Below are 15,468 nucleotides of genomic sequence, written 5' to 3'. Positions count from 1 at the left end.
GCGTGAGACAAATACTTATTCTGCTGGTGGGCGCGACATTTGCCTGCCATTTAATGCCGGGTGCAAAAGCCGATTCGTATTTTCCCGGCTTGATCCCGACTCGCCCTCCGCAACCAATTATTGGAGTGTAAGCCGTTTAACGGACACTAGAATGGCTAGTCGCGCCTACGCCGAGAGGGGGTTGCGGTTTTACCTCCCTCAACACCGGGCCAGTGGAACCGCAACGGGGTACGGCGTTAGTTACCGGCTTAATGACTTGCCGTTTTCATCCTGGTTGGCCGAAAGAAAAATATTCCATGCAGGAATGGCATACAATCCTCGTGATATGAAAGTTTTTTTGACGATTGAGACAAAATCCTGGAGATATGCGCCGATACCTGGCAGTTCCACGCGGCATTCTGATCCGGATGTCGACTTGGCAGGAACAGATATAATGGATCGTTTCTATCAAATCCTCATTAACATCCCATTTTAAACCTACTCGCTCCAATACAGCGGGGCCAGAACAATCCGCTAGTTTTTTCTGCACAAGTGTTGTATGTAAGTGTTCGTCATGATTGATTTGTATTATTGGACCACGCCCAACGGACACAAGATCGCGATTTTTCTCGAAGAAACCGGCCTCCCGTATGCGCTGAAGCCGGTGGATATCGGGAAAGGCAGCCAGTTCGAGGCTGCGTTCCTGAAGATATCCCCGAACAACCGCATACCGGCGATTGTCGATCATCAACCGGTGGACAACGGTGCGCCGATCAGTGTCTTCGAATCCGGGGCCATTCTGCAGTATCTGGCCGAGAAAACCGGACTGTTGCTGCCGCAGGAATTGCGCGCGCGGACGGAAGTAATGCAGTGGCTTTTCTGGCAAATGGGAAATTTGGGCCCTTTGCTCGGACAAAACCACCATTTTGTTCAATACGCTCCGGAAAAAATTCCGTATGCGATTGAACGCTATGTGAAAGAAGCCGAGAGGCTCTACAGCGTGCTCGATCACCGGCTGGCGGACCGTGAATTCATTGCGGGGGAGTATTCCATTGCCGATATTGCGGCCTATCCCTGGACCGTGTCCCATCGTAAACAAAAAATAAACTTGGATGAATTTCCCCACGCGCAGCGCTGGTTTCAGTCCATGAAGGCACGACCGGCCGTGATCCGTGCCTATGAGATTGCCAAACAAGTTAACACCGCACCGGTTATTACCGACGCATCACGGTCGGTCTTGTTTGGTCAGGGCAAACAGCCCTCACGTTAGCGGTTTACATGGCAGCGGGGTTTCCTGCCAGCGGGAGGTCTGAGAAGGAGGGGTGGGTGATTTAACCATTAGCCGGCCGTGCTCCAAGCCCCGTAATTTCTCCTAAATCCATATTCTCATAGGATTATTTGCGCTCACTGCGCTCGCCAGCAATAGTTTCCGCTTTCCCTGATCCAGGCAGGAAGTTGTTCAACTAAACAGGGTTTATAGACATTTAATTATAACGACGCGTCGCCCTGTCAAGAACGCGGGCCGTTATTGTCATCCCGCCTGTCAAGGATTAGGCGGCGAGTATTTCCTGATCGCTTCGATCACCGCCTCGCTCGATGTCGCGCTCACCGTAAGCAACAAGCCTTCCTTTTCGTAGAAGCCGATTAAAGGCGCGGTTTTTTGATTATAAGTATCAAGTCGGTGGCTGATGGCCGCCTCGATCTCGTCCTCGCGTTGTACCACCGGGCTGCCGCACTTGTCGCAGATCCCTTCCTTCTTCGGCGGCATGCTCTTGACGTTGTAGATTGCCTGGCACTTGGGATTGGAGCAGGTGCGGCGGGTTGTGAGGCGGTCGAGGATCACATTACGCGGAACATCAATGTTTACCGCCATGTCGAGCTTGAGGCCGAGTTTGTTGAGCAACACATTCAAGGCTTCGGCCTGTGGAATGGTTCGAGGAAAGCCGTCGAGCAGAAAACCCTTCTGACAGTCAGGCTCCTGCAGGCGTTTTTCCATGATTCCCATGATGAGCGTATCCGGTACGAGGTCACCGCGGTCCATGTATCCCTTGGCCTGCTTGCCGAGTTCGTTGCCCGCTTGTACCGCCCCACGCAGGATGTCTCCGGTGGAAATCTGTATGGAACCATCCAGTTGTGTCAGTTGTTTGGCGACCGTGCCTTTGCCTGCGCCCGGGGCTCCTAAAAGAATCAACTTCATCGATTTTTTCCTCTCAGTTAATATAACCGGTTGTGGCAATCGCCATTCGGAAGGATCTCCCGTCCAGCCGACTCGCTGCAAAGTGGCGCATTTTGCCCTTTGGATACAGGTTAGATCAACAGGAAATTGAAAATAGTAAAATCGAAAGATGGTGCGGCCAATTCCGCCCAATAAATGAGTCGGAGCGGGAGGGAGATGCCCTGGACCGGAAAACGTTAGCCTAAGTTAAAGAGTCAGTGGAGCAAGCCGCATGAAAAATTATATGGTCGTTTATTATCTGGTATTGGTATTTTATGGGCTGACAGCGGCAAGTCCTCGAGCCAAGGCAGAAGAGACGGAAATGAAAGTGGGTCAAATGGCGCCGGATTTCTCGCTCCCGGATCAAAGTGGTGAGCCACGCGCCTTGGCGGACTACCGCCAGCGATGGGTCGTGCTGTATTTCTATCCCAAGGACGATACACCCGGATGCACCAAGGAGGCCTGCCAATTTCGGGACAATTTTCTCGCCATCAGGAATCTGGGTGCGGAAATTCTCGGGGTCAGCGTAGACAGCCAGGAGAGCCACGCTAAATTTGCCGGGAAATACAAGCTTCCTTTTCCCCTGCTGGCTGACACCGACGGCCGTGTGGCGAAACAATATGGCGCGCTTTGGTCATTGGCGTTTTTTCATATCGCACGTCGACATACTTTCATCGTCGATCCCCACGGCAGAATCGCCAAGATATACCGCGAGGTAGAGCCGGAAGCTCATAGCCGGGAAGTTATTGAAGATCTCAAAGCATTGCAGCGTTCCAGGAGTTGACACTAATGCAAGTTTGGTCAGACACCGGGCGACAGTTCATCAATAAGTGACCTTATCCGTTTCTCAGAATTTTCAATGCTCTCCGTGAGCCGGAACTGTACCATCGCGCGGTGCAAGTTCTGCCCCGGCCAGTCAGTCCTGAAATGACGGTTGCCTTCCAGATGATCCGTGAGAAACCGCATTCCCAATTCAAACGGAATCAAGCGAATAGTGTCATATAAAAAGCGGTAATCATGCCGCGTCAGAAAGCTTTGCGTCTCGGCGAGGTAACTTTTGAGCAGCGCATGACAGATGTCGAGGTCAAAATATACGGTCTCCATATCCGTGGGCGATTCACCCGCCGTATTAGCGCAGGATCGCAGGCAATCGCCAATATCGAAATGAATCAGACCAGGCTGGATGGTATCAAGATCAACCAGACTGACTGCTTTGCCGCTATTCACGTCGAATAGAAAATTATTCACCTTGGTGTCGCCATGGATGGGGCGCAGGAAAAGCATGCCTTCGCGCATAGCGGACTCGAGCACCGGCGCCAGTGCTTGACGTGATTCAATGAATGTAAAACAGTAACGCCATTCCGCCTTTTCCAGAGCACTCCGGTGTGAGGTTTGCATGAAACGCGCGAGGTGACTGGCCGCGTTGTGAAAACCGGGCAAAGTTTCATGGAGTTGCTTCGGATTGAGATCACAAATGAGGGCATGGAAACGCCCCAATACATGACCCACTTCCTCGGCTTGATAAAGGCTGGTAATTTTTTCAAGCGTGAAAGTATTTTCGATGAAACTCATTGCTCGCCAATATTCTCCGGCGGCGTCAAGAAAGAAACTTTTGCCATCATGAGTTCTGAGAATTTCGGGAAATTTCAACGCGTATATCCCGCTACCGGTACTGGTCATTTTCCCCACTACATGGTTTGTAAGGATGCGCAGATTTTCGGAAATAAGGTCAGGTCTTGGAAACACGCGCCGGTTGATACGCTGCAATATCACCCGACGATCGGTATCGGTGGTCAAAAGATAGGTATTATTGATTAGTCCATAACCAGACGGTCGCAACTCACGAACCCGCCCGCCGAGTTCAAACACCGCGGCGATGTCTTTTTCATCTGTCACGGTATGGTTTTGATCGATGTTGACCGGATATCATTCTTTGGTACTGTCGGATACCGTAATATAATGTCCGAACAGGCGTTGGCCCCGTGGTTGAGGGTGGACACAAGCCGCATTTGTCCGACCGGGTTGATGCTACCGGATCCATAAGCCTCATCGACGCAAGGAGACAGAACATGAAGAAATGGATAATCACAGTCGCACTGAGCTTTGGCATTTTGTCTGTGTCTCAGGCGGGAATCAAGGAAGGGCCGGTTGAGTATCGGGCTGGCGGTACCGTGCTCAAGGGGTACCTGGTGTACAACGATGCGGTCAAGCAACCACGTCCGGGTATTTTAGTCGTGCACGAGTGGTGGGGCCACAACGAGCACACGCGCAACAGTGCCCGTAAGCTCGCTGAGGCTGGTTACGTCGCACTTGCCGTAGATATGTACGGAGACGGGAAACAGGCCGATCACCCCAATGAAGCCGGTAAATTCTCAGGAGAAATACGTAAAAACCTTTCCTTGATGAAATCGCGTTTCGAAGCAGGCATGCAACTTCTCAAAAACCAATCAACGGTTGACAGCAAAAAACTTGTTGCAATCGGTTACTGTTTCGGTGGCAGTGTGGTGCTTGAAATGGCACGCTCCGGTGAGGACTTGCGCGGGGTAGCGAGTTTCCACGGCGGCCTGAATACCGAGCATCCGGCCCGGCCTGGAAAAACCAAAGCCAAAGTACTGGTAATGAACGGTGAAGCCGATCCGTTCGTCCCGGCAGGGCAGATTGATACATTCAAAAAAGAAATGGACAACGCCAAGGTGGATTACAAATTTGTAAATTACCCGGGAGCCAAACATGCGTTCACCAACCCGGGTGCCGATGCCCTGGGTACTAAATTCAATCTTCCGTTGGCATATAATGCTGTCGCTGATCGGGAATCTTGGAATGAATTACAATCGTTTCTAAAACGGGTTTTCAAGTAAAAATCACCCGTGGCTTCGACACTGGTTTGCTGGAAATGTGGAGCTTCGATCGCTGACCTTCCCTTACCCTTAAGCCGCCTGGCAGAGTGTTCGAAATGCCGGGCTTATCTCCATGCCTGCCGCCTGTGCGAATTCTACGATCCTCGTGTCACCAGCCAGTGCCGCGAGGAGCGGGCGGAAGAGATAAGCGACAAGGAACACGCGAATTTCTGTGATTGGTTTAAACCCCGGCCAGACGCCTACCGCCCACCCGGAGGGGAAAAGACTCAAGCGGCCAAAGCAAAGCTCGATAGTCTGTTCGGCAGTGAGGCCAGTTCGGCTGGCAATACCGACGTAACCCGGGACAAGCTCGGAAAACTTTTTGGTACCGACCATGACCCCAAAAAATAACCGCTCTGACATGAAGTCAGACCACCCGAAACGCGCGCATGACTTTGACACTCTCACGACAAAGTTCCGCAGCCATAATCCACGAATACACGCTCAAACCCGTAAGATATTACGCGCCCATTACGCGGCAAAATATCGTAGCCGTTAATTCTTATTAGTAATCTTGTCGGGAAACTTTTCGCTCTGTTGCGGGCGGTCAGGCAATACTTCTTGCCGGCATCACTGTTATAATGAAAGCGGAGTTGGCCAGACAGTCGCCGCCCGACCACGTCCGCGTGGCCGAGCGGAGGAAAGTCCGGGCTCCATAGGGCAGGGTGCCAGGTAACACCTGGGCGGCGTGAGCCGATGGAAAGCGCCACAGAAAATATACCGCCAGATCCGAAATGACTGGTAAGGGTGAAATGGTGCGGTAAGAGCGCACCGCACGGCTGGCAACATCCGTGGCACGGCAAGCCCCACCTGGAGTAAGGCCAAATAGAGGAACGATGGTGTGGCCCGCACTGTTCCTGGGTAGGCCGCCAGAGGCTCGCGGTGACGCGGGCCCTAGATGAATGACTGTCCGCGACAGAACCCGGCTTAACGGCCAACTCTTTTTTATTTTAGTTTGATCATTTAGTTTTATGTTTTTCCTGAAGTTTCTAGTTTAGATTTCAGAGGCAATCTATTGTCATTTGGTCGTATTGGCGACCGAGAGTACATTAATCCCCCTTCCATTCAGTATCCCTTCTTAACTCGCTGACCCGCAAAGAATAAATTTCGTAGTAGCCGTAGTTATTGCTTGACACCTCTTGGTGTCGCTATCTATAGTGTCAGTAAGTGGTGAAATGTGGTTTTTTGTGGAATAGAGCGGGGAAAAGCGGGGAAAAATGTTTCGTGGCGTCAATGCCGTAACACTCGACAGCAAGGGGCGCATGGCCATTCCGACGCGTTATCGCGAGCAACTCGCGCGCGCGTGCAACGGTCTGATGGTGGTGACCGTCGACCGCGACCACTGTCTGCTCCTGTATCCGCATCCCGAGTGGGAAGAAATCGAACGCAAGATCATGAAACTCTCGAGCTTCAACAAGCAGACCCGGCAACTGCAACGACTGCTGGTGGGCCACGCCACCGAATGCGAACTCGACGGCAATGGTCGCATTCTTCTGGCGCCGCCATTGCGTGAATTTGCGGGACTCAACAAGGATGTGGTGTTGATCGGTCAGGGAAACAAATTCGAAATCTGGGACGAAGGCGTGTGGAACGCGCGACGCGCCGAATGGCTCGAAAGCGAAGGCGAGGGAGGCGACAAGCTGCCGCCGGATCTCGAATCGCTTTCGCTCTAGTGCGAACGCGTGAAGGCAGGTAGTCATGTTCCGGTATTGCTGGAGGAGGCATTGCAGGCACTGCAAGTGAAGGAAGGCGGAATTTATGTCGATGCTACCTACGGACGTGGCGGACATGCGCGTCATATCGTGGAACGTATCGGGAGACTCGGCCAATTGCATGTATACGATCGTGATCCGGCTGCCTGTGATCACGCTCGACGACAATTCGGAAATGACCGCCGTGTCATCATTCATCAAGAGCCATTCTCGATGCTGAAGCAAACCTTCAACAGGTTGGGACTGACCGGACGCGTTCATGGCATTCTTATTGATCTCGGCGTTTCATCTCCCCAGCTTGATGAACCAAAGCGTGGTTTCAGCTTTCAGACCGATGGTCCGCTTGACATGCGCATGGATCCGAATTCCGGGGAATCTGCCGCCGACTGGATTCGGCATGCGGAGGAGAACGAGATCGCGCGTGTCATACGCGACTATGGAGAAGAACGGTTCGCCAAACGCATCGCACGCGCCATCGTCCGAGAGCGCTCCATCAAGCCGATCACCTCTACCAACCGCCTAGCTGAAATAATCTCGCGCGCCATTCCCGTCCGCGAAAAGAGCAAGAATCCGGCAACACGCACTTTCCAGGCGATACGCATTCATATTAATCGCGAACTCGATGAACTCACGAAGGTACTCCCGCAAACGGTGCACCTGCTCGCCAGTGGCGGACGATTGGTGGTGATCAGTTTTCATTCGCTCGAGGACAGGATGGTAAAACATTATTTCTACACTGAAGCAAAAGGAGCCGCACTCCCGCCTGAATTGCCGGTTAACAGGGATTATTTCCGTCCAAGACTGAAAATAATTGGCAAGGCCTTGCGCGCGCGAGAATCGGAGGCACGTAATAATCCGCGCGCCAGGAGTGCCGTGTTGCGGATCGCAGAGCGCACGGATGAAAAACCATATGTATAGGCGCCTGATTGTGTTGCTGGCGGCTGTGATGGTTACTTCACTCGCTGTGGTAAAGACGCGTCATGAAAGTCGCCAGTTGTTCGTAAAATTGCAAACTTATCAGGCTGAACGCGATGCGCTCGTCATCGAATGGGGAAAATTGCTTCTCGAGGAAGGCGCCTGGTCCCAGCATCGGCGTGTCGAGGTGATGGCGCGTAACCGCCTCGACATGAGCACACCCGATTCAGCGCGAATTCGCGTCGTGCGACTCGTTCGGGGATCCACACCATGAGCCGCAGCGCCAAGAGCCGTTACTCGGCGCGTAATCTGATCGTGTTTCTGTTTTTCCTTGGGCTTTTGATTTTGCTCGCGACGCGCGCGGTTTATTTGCAGGTTTTCAATTCCAATTATCTGCAAGAACAGGGTAATGCCCGGCATATGCGCCTCGTCAAAGACAATGCACATCGCGGCATGATTCTCGACCATAACGGTGCTCCGCTCGCAGTCAGTACTCCCGTGGATTCCGTGTGGGCGCATCCGGCAACCCTGGCAGAAGAACGCAGAAAGTGGCCGCACCTTGCAGCATTGCTCGGAATGAACACACGTGAACTGGCACAGCTCATCAGCAAACATAACGGTCGCGAATTCCTGTATCTCAAGCGGCATGTCACGCCTTCCATCGCCGAACGAATCACTGCCCTGCAGATTCCGGGTGTGTCGCTCACGCGGGAATATCGCCGTTACTACCCGCTTGGTGCCGTCGCCGGCCATGTAATCGGGTTTACCAATGTCGATGATCAGGGCCAGGAAGGAATTGAATTGTCCTATGATTCCTGGTTGCGTGCGGTACCGGGCGCCAAACGACTTTTGCGCGATTTGCAGGGAAATGCCGTGGAAATGGCAGAGAGTGTGGTACTGCCAAAGCCCGGCAAGGATTTGATGCTTTCCATCGACCGGCGGATTCAGTACCTCGCGTATCGTGAACTGAAGTCGGCGGTCATCGGTCATCAGGCGCTTGCCGGAAGCGTGGTTGTCCTTGATGTTCGCACCGGAGAAGTGCTGGCGATGGTGAACGAGCCGGACTTCAACCCCAATAATCGTTCCGAGCTGCGCAGCAGCGCCTTTCGCAATCGTGCGGTAACGGATCTTTTCGAACCCGGATCCACGCTAAAACCTTTTATGATCGCCTCCGCGCTGGAAAGCGGAAAATTCTCATCCACTACCTTGATCGACACCTCTCCGGGTGTATTGCGGGTTGGCGATCGCACGATTCGTGATGTGCATAACTACGGAGTACTTACGGTCGCCGGTGTTATCGAGAAATCGAGCAATGTAGGCGCATCCAAAATCGCGCTCGCCTTGGACAAAAAGAGCATTTGGAATACGTTGAGGCACGCGGGTTTTGGCAGCACGACGGGGGTACAGCTGCCCGGGGAAGTGCCCGGACTGCTTAATCCACCGTCAAGCTGGGTCCCGGTGGATCAAGCGAGCATTTCCTTTGGATACGGAATTTCCGTGACTCCGCTGCAACTGGCGCGAGCCTATCTTGCGATTGCCAACGATGGCATGGCATTGCCGCTGACGCTGAAACGGATCGAATCGCCACCGCAAGGCGACCGTGTATTGTCCCCCGCGACGGCGCGACGGCTTCAGTCAATGCTGGAACTGGCGGTCAGCGAGGCGGGCACAGGGAAAGCTTCGCAGGTGGCGAATTATCGCGTGGCGGGGAAAACCGGAACGGTACGCAAACTGACGGCAACCGGCTATTCAGAAGATAAATATGTAGCCTGGTTCGCCGGTTTTGCGCCCGCGTCTGCACCACGCCTGGTAATGGTGGTGACGGTGGATGAACCGACGCACGGCGGCTATTACGGCGGGGTGATCGCGGCACCGGTGTTCGGACGTGTGATGACCGGTGCCTTGCGGCTGCTTGACATACCTCCGGATGCTCCGCGCCAGGAGCAGCGCCTCATGACCGTGAAAAGCGAACCGGCGGCCGAATGACATCAACGACCTGTTATCTGAGTGATTTACTTCACGGACTGGCGGACGTTTCTGATGCTGCCCATCGCAAAGTGCACGGCCTGAAAATTGACAGCCGCAAGGTGAAGCCGGGCGATATGTTTATTGCGATGCCGGGAATGGTGATGGACGGACGCGAATTTATCGGCGACGCCGTTGCCTCGGGCGCGGTAGCGGTCCTGTATGAAAAAGGAGACGATTTTGAATTTCCCGTCGCACCGGTTCCGGTAATCGCCGTTCCAAACCTACGGCAAAATATCGGATTCATGGCTGATCGATTTTATGGAGCCCCCACACGACACCTTGTCGTGGTCGGCGTTACCGGCACGAACGGCAAAACCACCTGCACGCACTTGATGGCGCAGGCACTGGATCAGGCGCCGACGCGCTGTGCGTTGATCGGAACGCTTGGATCCGGATTTCCCGACGCGCTCAACACCGCAATCCTTACCACCCCCGATGCCATCACGGTACATTGCCTGATGGCGGAATTTCTTGCGCAAGGCGCGACGCATGTTGCCATGGAAGTCTCATCGCACGCGCTGCATCAAGGTCGCGTGAGGGGCGTGGCCTACGACGTGGCGGTATTCACCAATCTTACGCGTGATCATCTTGATTATCACGGCGACATGGCGATCTATGGCCAAGCCAAGGCCGGGTTATTTGCGCTGGAAGGATTGAAACATGCCGTCATCAATCACGACGATGATTTCGGCCGTGGCATACTCGCACGCCTCTCAACGAACATTAAAACGCTCAGTTACGGTATCGAGGGCGGAGATATCCGCGCAAGCAATATCCGTCCTGCACCCGAAGGTCTTGCCATGAATATCGGCACGCCGTTCGGCAATACCGAATTGCGCAGCCCGCTTATCGGCCGATTCAATGTCTATAACCTGCTGGCGGTGCTGGCCACATTGCTGGCACTGGGCATGAAGCTGGATGAGGCGGTTACGCGCCTGGCAAGGGCCCAGGCACCCACCGGACGCGCACAAAAATTCGGCGGTGTGAACGGATTGCCTCTCGTGGTGGTGGATTACGCGCACACGCCGGATGCGCTCGAAAAAATTCTGCTTGCCCTGCGCGAACATACGCGCGGAAAACTCTGGTGTGTTTTCGGTTGCGGCGGTGATCGAGACCGCGGCAAGCGCCCGGTCATGGGCGAGATCGCCGAACGGCTCGCGGATGTGGTGGTACTGACCGACGATAATCCGCGGCACGAATCGGGTGATGCGATCATCGCCGATATCCATAACGGCATGCGTACCACGCCCCGTGTGATCCGCGATCGTCGCACGGCCACCGCCGAGGCCATCCGCAGCGCTGGCGAAGGCGATATTGTGTTGATCGCCGGCAAGGGTCATGAAGACTATCAGCAGATCGGCGATGAACGTTTGCCTTACAGCGATCGCCTCGCCGTCCACGAATTGCTGGGAGTAGCGGCATGAGCCGCGGAGCCGGGGCCCCACGCCGTGGGGATGCGACCGGCGCATGCCGCAGGACGCCGACAGTGCAGAGGCGCGGATATTTTTCAACCCTGACGGAGGCGGTGGGCATGAGCCGCGGAGCCGGGGCCCCACGCCGTGGGGATGCGACCGGCGCATGCCGCAGGACGCCGACAGGATGGCGGCACGGAAGTATTTCTGATCGCACGGAGGCGGAAGCGTGATGTCGCTCTTGATTCTCGCCGAAGTGTTGAAAGCACCACTGACCGGGCGCGACGCGGTATTCACGGGTGTCAGCCATGATACCCGGACCTTGCAGCAAGGGGACCTGTACGTTGCCATCAAGGGCGAGCGGTTCGATGGACACAATTTTCTCGCCGAGGCCATTGCCGCGGGCGCCACCGGCGCCCTGCTGGGGCGCAAAATGGAAACGCCCTTGCCCTACGTGCATGTCCCGAACACCCGTCTGGGTCTCGGGAATCTCGGCGCATTCTGGCGCGGTCAATTCAGGATTCCCGTCATCGCCGTCACCGGCAGTAATGGCAAGACCACGGTCAAGGAAATGATCGGCGCGATACTGGAACAGACCGGTGCCGGATGTGTCACGCGCGGTAATTTCAATAACGATATCGGCGTGCCTTTGACGCTGACGCGCATGCGCGCCAGCGATCGCTATGCCGTGATCGAGATGGGCATGAATCATCTTGGGGAGATTGAATATCTCTCCCGTCTTGTTTGTCCGACAATCGCCTTGATCACCAATGCCGGTGAGGCGCACCTGGCGGGAGTCGGCACACTCGAAAACGCAGCCCGCGCCAAAGGCGAGATATTTTCCGGTCTCGCCGCCGACGGCACCGCCATCCTCAACGCGGATGATCCGTATTTTCCACTTTGGAAAACACTCACCGGATTGAAGAAATGTTTGACATTCGGCCTGGATCGGAAAGCCGATGTGAGCGCGGAGTACCGGCTCACCGACACCGGCAGCACCCTTCATCTAAAAACCACCACACACGGAGACATCGACATGCGCGTACCACTGCTGGGCAGACACAATGTCATGAATGCACTCGCGGCCGGCGCCGCCGCTATCACCGCCGGCGCTGCGCTCGACAATGTCAGAACCGGGCTTGAAAAACTGCGCGCGACATCCGGTCGCCTGGAAGTAAAACGGGGTATCAACGGGGCGCGAATCATTGATGATACTTACAACGCCAATCCCGCCTCGGTTACCGCCGGGTTGCAGGTACTCCGGGAGTTTCCCGGCGAACGCGTCCTGGTGCTCGGCGACATGGCTGAACTCGGAACGGCGTCGGCGGATATCCATTTCCGGGTCGGCGAACTCGCTCAGCGCATCGGAATACAACATCTGTATGCCTTTGGCGAACTCAGCCGCGTCGCGGTAGGCGCATTCGGCAAGGGCGCCCGGCACTTCGAGAACCATATAGAACTGATCGAGACGTTGCTGGATAGTCTCCACGCCGACATGACCGTGCTCATCAAAGGCTCGCGCGTCATGCGCATGGAGCGGATTGTTTCCGGAATCATCAATAAAACACAAACCTCCATGGAATCCGGAGGCATGCGCTAAGTGCTGTATTTCCTTTTTGACACACTGGCCCGGGATTTCTCGTTCTTCAACGTCTTCCGCTATCTGACGCTGCGCGGCATCCTGGGCGTGCTGACGGCGCTCGGAATCAGTTTCTGGATCGGCCCGGCCATCATCCGCCGCTTGGGTTTCAGCCAGATTGGACAGACGGTACGCCAGGACGGGCCGCAGACGCATTTGTCCAAGGCTGGCACGCCGACCATGGGCGGCGCCCTCATCCTTGTGTCTATTTTTATCGCAACGCTGGTATGGGCCGATCTGACCAACCGCTTCGTGTGGGCGGTGCTGTTTACGACCGCGGCGTTCGGGGCTATCGGCTGGGTGGATGATTACAAGAAGATTGTCAACAAGGATCCGCGCGGCATCGGTGTGAAGGGAAAATTTTTCTGGCAGTCGGTCGCGGGATTGTGTACCGCGTTCTTCCTTTATTACACCGCGAAAAGTCCGGCGGAAACCGCGCTGATCGTGCCGGTGTTCAAAAACATCGTCATTGACCTGGGCCCGGCTTACATCTTGTTCGCTTATTTGGTGATTGTGGGATCGAGCAATGCCGTGAACCTCACGGACGGTTTGGATGGTCTGGCAATCATGCCAACCGTTATGGTCGCCGGCGCGCTTGGAATTTTCGCCTACGTCATGGGCCATCACAATTTCTCCGCTTATCTCGGATTTCCCTATATTGCCGGGGCGGGCGAGGTGCTGATTTTCTGCGGCGCCATCGTCGGCGCCGGCCTGGGATTTCTCTGGTTCAACACGTATCCCGCCATGGTGTTCATGGGCGATATCGGGGCGCTTGCGCTCGGCGCCGCCCTGGGAACGATCGCCGTGGTGGTCCGCCAGGAGATCGTGCTCCTTATTATGGGTGGCGTGTTCGTCATGGAAACGGTTTCAGTGATGCTGCAGGTGGCTTCGTTCAAACTGACCGGGAAAAGAATATTCCGCATGGCGCCGTTGCATCACCATTTTGAGCTGAAAGGGTGGCCCGAACCGCGCGTGATCGTGCGCTTCTGGATCATCTCGCTGATTCTGGTGCTGATCGGTTTGGCGACGTTAAAGATTCGGTAGAAATAAAGATTCTCACCAACTCCCCCTCTCCCTTTTAGGGAGAGGGTAAGGGGTGAGGGTAACGGGGTAAACGAATAGTGACGGCATTGGCGATGGCAAAGACGGAAACAAAACGTGCGCTGGTGGTGGGCCTCGGACTCACGGGATATTCCTGCGTGCGTCATCTCGCAGCCCTAGGTTATGCAACGACAGTAGTGGATACACGCCGGGAACCTCCGAAACTCGAAGCGCTCAAGCGTGAATTTCCGCAGGTTGCGGTGTATACCGGCGAATTTCCACCCGCACTTTTTGACGATCCGGGTATGTTAGTGGTTAGCCCCGGGATGTCAGTCAGGCATCCGGAAATCGCTCGTGCCGTCGATAACGGCGTGCCAGTGGTGGGTGACATTGAGCTGTTCGCGCGTCAAGTGACCGCGCCGGTGATTGCGATCACCGGGTCAAACGGCAAAAGCACCGTCACGGCGCTGACCGGGGAAATGTGCCGGCTGGCAGGTTTGAAAACCGCGGTTGGCGGCAACATTGGCGTGCCGGCGCTGTCGCTGCTCGAGCAACCGGTGCCCGATGTCTACGTGATTGAACTTTCGAGTTTTCAACTGGAGCTGACCGCGTCGCTCAACGCCCGCGCGGCGACCGTGCTGAATATCACGCCGGATCACCTGGACCGGTATCGGGATATCGAGGAATACGCCGCGGCCAAGGCGCGAATCTTTCGCGGTAACGGCACGCTTGTGCTTAATGCCGACGATCCATGGGTGATGCGCATGTGTCTGTCAGGAAGGCGGATGGTCAGCTTTAACCTTGGACAGCCACTCGCGGCGCAGGATTACGGCCTCACCGAACGAAACGGAGAAACGTGGCTTGCGCGCGGACTTCAGCTGCTGATGCCAACACGCGATGTGCCGCTCGCGGGTCGTCACAATCTGGCTAATGTGCTGGCCGCCATGGCACTGGCGGAGGCCGCAGGCATTACACCGGAAGCGACCTGTGTGGCCGTGCGCGGTTTCAAGGGGCTGAAGCATCGCACCGAACTCGTGGCTGAACACCTGGGTGTGCGCTGGTACGACGATTCCAAGGGAACCAACGTGGGCGCGACAGTCGCGGCGCTCAACGGCATGACTGCGCCGGTGATTCTGATCGCCGGAGGCGATGGCAAGGGGCAGGATTTCAATGAATTAAAAATCGCGTGCCGCCAACATGCCCGTGCCGTGGTTTTAATCGGGCGCGATGCGCCGCAGATCGAAGCAACCCTCGGCGGTGTCATGGCAGTACGTCGCGCAAAAGACATGCATGACGCTGTACGCATCGCGCATGAACTGGCGCAAACCGGTGACGTGGTGTTGCTTTCGCCGGCATGCGCGAGTTTCGACATGTTCCGGAATTATGAACATCGTGCGGAGGTTTTTCGCGAAGCCGTGCGCGAGGTAGTGGCATGAGCCGCGGAGCCGGGGCCCCACGCCGTGGGGATGCGACCGGCGAATGCCGCAGGACGCCGACAGCACGGCGCCACGGATTCATTTCTGATCTTACGGAGGCGGCGGGCATGAGCCGCGGAGCCGGGGCCCCACGCCGTGGGGATGCGACCGCGAGCAGGGAGCCGGGCCCCCGCGCCGTGGGGATGCGACCGTCC

14 protein-coding genes and 1 other RNA gene are annotated in these 15,468 nt (G+C 55.6%); 13 read left to right on the top strand and 2 right to left on the bottom strand.

What is annotated here, in order from left to right:
* Positions 1-553 precede the first annotated feature (553 nt).
* A complete protein-coding gene (locus WD823_RS06605) occupies positions 554-1,249 on the top strand; it encodes a glutathione binding-like protein (protein WP_368428692.1) in 696 nt (231 codons plus the stop codon).
* Between the two features lie 273 nt (positions 1,250-1,522).
* Here the strand turns inward: WD823_RS06605 and WD823_RS06600 are convergent, their stop codons facing one another.
* Positions 1,523-2,176 carry an adenylate kinase gene (locus tag WD823_RS06600; RefSeq protein WP_368428691.1) on the bottom strand — a complete coding sequence of 218 codons (654 nt, stop codon included), beginning with the start codon at positions 2,174-2,176 and terminating at the stop codon, positions 1,523-1,525.
* 250 nt (positions 2,177-2,426) lie between these two features.
* Between WD823_RS06600 and WD823_RS06595 the strand changes: the two genes are divergently transcribed.
* Positions 2,427-2,978, top strand: coding sequence for a peroxiredoxin (locus WD823_RS06595; protein ID WP_368428690.1), 552 nt, complete (start codon positions 2,427-2,429; stop codon positions 2,976-2,978).
* A gap of 17 nt (positions 2,979-2,995) precedes the next feature.
* Here WD823_RS06595 and WD823_RS06590 read toward each other — a convergent pair whose 3' ends face one another.
* Positions 2,996-4,090, bottom strand: coding sequence for a phosphotransferase enzyme family protein (locus WD823_RS06590; protein ID WP_368428689.1), 1,095 nt, complete (start codon positions 4,088-4,090; stop codon positions 2,996-2,998).
* Positions 4,091-4,263: 173 nt separating this feature from the next.
* Here WD823_RS06590 and WD823_RS06585 point away from each other — a divergent pair, with 173 nt between their 5' ends.
* From WD823_RS06585 to murD, 11 genes are all read left to right on the top strand, one after another.
* On the top strand, positions 4,264-5,052 hold the full coding sequence (locus WD823_RS06585; protein WP_368428688.1) for a dienelactone hydrolase family protein: 789 nt from the start codon (positions 4,264-4,266) through the stop codon (positions 5,050-5,052).
* Between the two features lie 9 nt (positions 5,053-5,061).
* Entirely contained in the window at positions 5,062-5,442 is a 381-nt protein-coding gene (locus tag WD823_RS06580; RefSeq protein WP_368428687.1) for a hypothetical protein, read from the top strand.
* 238 nt (positions 5,443-5,680) lie between these two features.
* An RNA gene (rnpB, locus tag WD823_RS06575) (RNase P RNA component class A) lies at positions 5,681-6,037 on the top strand.
* Positions 6,038-6,308: 271 nt separating this feature from the next.
* Positions 6,309-6,764, top strand: a complete 456-nt coding sequence (mraZ, locus tag WD823_RS06570; RefSeq protein ID WP_368428686.1) for a division/cell wall cluster transcriptional repressor MraZ — start codon at positions 6,309-6,311, stop codon at positions 6,762-6,764.
* 9 nt (positions 6,765-6,773) lie between these two features.
* Positions 6,774-7,721, top strand: a complete 948-nt coding sequence (gene rsmH, locus WD823_RS06565; protein ID WP_368428685.1) for a 16S rRNA (cytosine(1402)-N(4))-methyltransferase RsmH — start codon at positions 6,774-6,776, stop codon at positions 7,719-7,721.
* Positions 7,702-7,992, top strand: a complete 291-nt coding sequence (gene ftsL, locus WD823_RS06560; protein ID WP_368428684.1) for a cell division protein FtsL — start codon at positions 7,702-7,704, stop codon at positions 7,990-7,992. The genes rsmH and ftsL overlap by 20 nt, the downstream gene beginning before the upstream one ends.
* On the top strand, positions 7,989-9,704 hold the full coding sequence (locus tag WD823_RS06555; protein WP_368428683.1) for a peptidoglycan D,D-transpeptidase FtsI family protein: 1,716 nt from the start codon (positions 7,989-7,991) through the stop codon (positions 9,702-9,704). The genes ftsL and WD823_RS06555 overlap by 4 nt, the downstream gene beginning before the upstream one ends.
* Positions 9,701-11,170, top strand: a complete 1,470-nt coding sequence (locus tag WD823_RS06550; RefSeq protein WP_368428682.1) for a UDP-N-acetylmuramoyl-L-alanyl-D-glutamate--2,6-diaminopimelate ligase — start codon at positions 9,701-9,703, stop codon at positions 11,168-11,170. The genes WD823_RS06555 and WD823_RS06550 overlap by 4 nt, the downstream gene beginning before the upstream one ends.
* A 220-nt stretch (positions 11,171-11,390) precedes the next feature.
* Positions 11,391-12,758: a UDP-N-acetylmuramoyl-tripeptide--D-alanyl-D-alanine ligase gene (murF, locus tag WD823_RS06545; protein ID WP_368428681.1), complete on the top strand. Its 1,368-nt coding sequence runs from the start codon at positions 11,391-11,393 to the stop codon at positions 12,756-12,758.
* On the top strand, positions 12,759-13,841 hold the full coding sequence (mraY, locus tag WD823_RS06540; RefSeq protein ID WP_368428680.1) for a phospho-N-acetylmuramoyl-pentapeptide-transferase: 1,083 nt from the start codon (positions 12,759-12,761) through the stop codon (positions 13,839-13,841).
* Between the two features lie 92 nt (positions 13,842-13,933).
* Entirely contained in the window at positions 13,934-15,274 is a 1,341-nt protein-coding gene (gene murD / locus WD823_RS06535; RefSeq protein WP_368428679.1) for a UDP-N-acetylmuramoyl-L-alanine--D-glutamate ligase, read from the top strand.
* Positions 15,275-15,468: the final 194 nt, after the last annotated feature.

Source organism: Sulfuricaulis sp. (assembly GCF_040901545.1).
Classification (GTDB): Bacteria; Pseudomonadota; Gammaproteobacteria; order Acidiferrobacterales; family Sulfurifustaceae; genus Sulfuricaulis.
Note: the sequence above shows the minus strand (reverse complement) of the source record. Positions and strands in the feature narration are given on the sequence as shown.

Bases quoted from the DNA above. Each gene is read 5' to 3' on its own strand.
- WD823_RS06605 (WP_368428692.1), top strand. From the start codon at position 554: ATGATTGATTTGTATTATTGGACCACGCCCAACGGACACAAGATCGCG.
- WD823_RS06600 (WP_368428691.1), bottom strand. From the start codon at position 2,176: ATGAAGTTGATTCTTTTAGGAGCCCCGGGCGCAGGCAAAGGCACGGTC.
- WD823_RS06595 (WP_368428690.1), top strand. From the start codon at position 2,427: ATGAAAAATTATATGGTCGTTTATTATCTGGTATTGGTATTTTATGGG.
- WD823_RS06585 (WP_368428688.1), top strand. From the start codon at position 4,264: ATGAAGAAATGGATAATCACAGTCGCACTGAGCTTTGGCATTTTGTCT.
- mraZ (WP_368428686.1), top strand. From the start codon at position 6,309: ATGTTTCGTGGCGTCAATGCCGTAACACTCGACAGCAAGGGGCGCATG.
- ftsL (WP_368428684.1), top strand. From the start codon at position 7,702: ATGAAAAACCATATGTATAGGCGCCTGATTGTGTTGCTGGCGGCTGTG.
- WD823_RS06555 (WP_368428683.1), top strand. From the start codon at position 7,989: ATGAGCCGCAGCGCCAAGAGCCGTTACTCGGCGCGTAATCTGATCGTG.
- WD823_RS06550 (WP_368428682.1), top strand. From the start codon at position 9,701: ATGACATCAACGACCTGTTATCTGAGTGATTTACTTCACGGACTGGCG.
- murF (WP_368428681.1), top strand. From the start codon at position 11,391: ATGTCGCTCTTGATTCTCGCCGAAGTGTTGAAAGCACCACTGACCGGG.
- murD (WP_368428679.1), top strand. From the start codon at position 13,934: ATGGCAAAGACGGAAACAAAACGTGCGCTGGTGGTGGGCCTCGGACTC.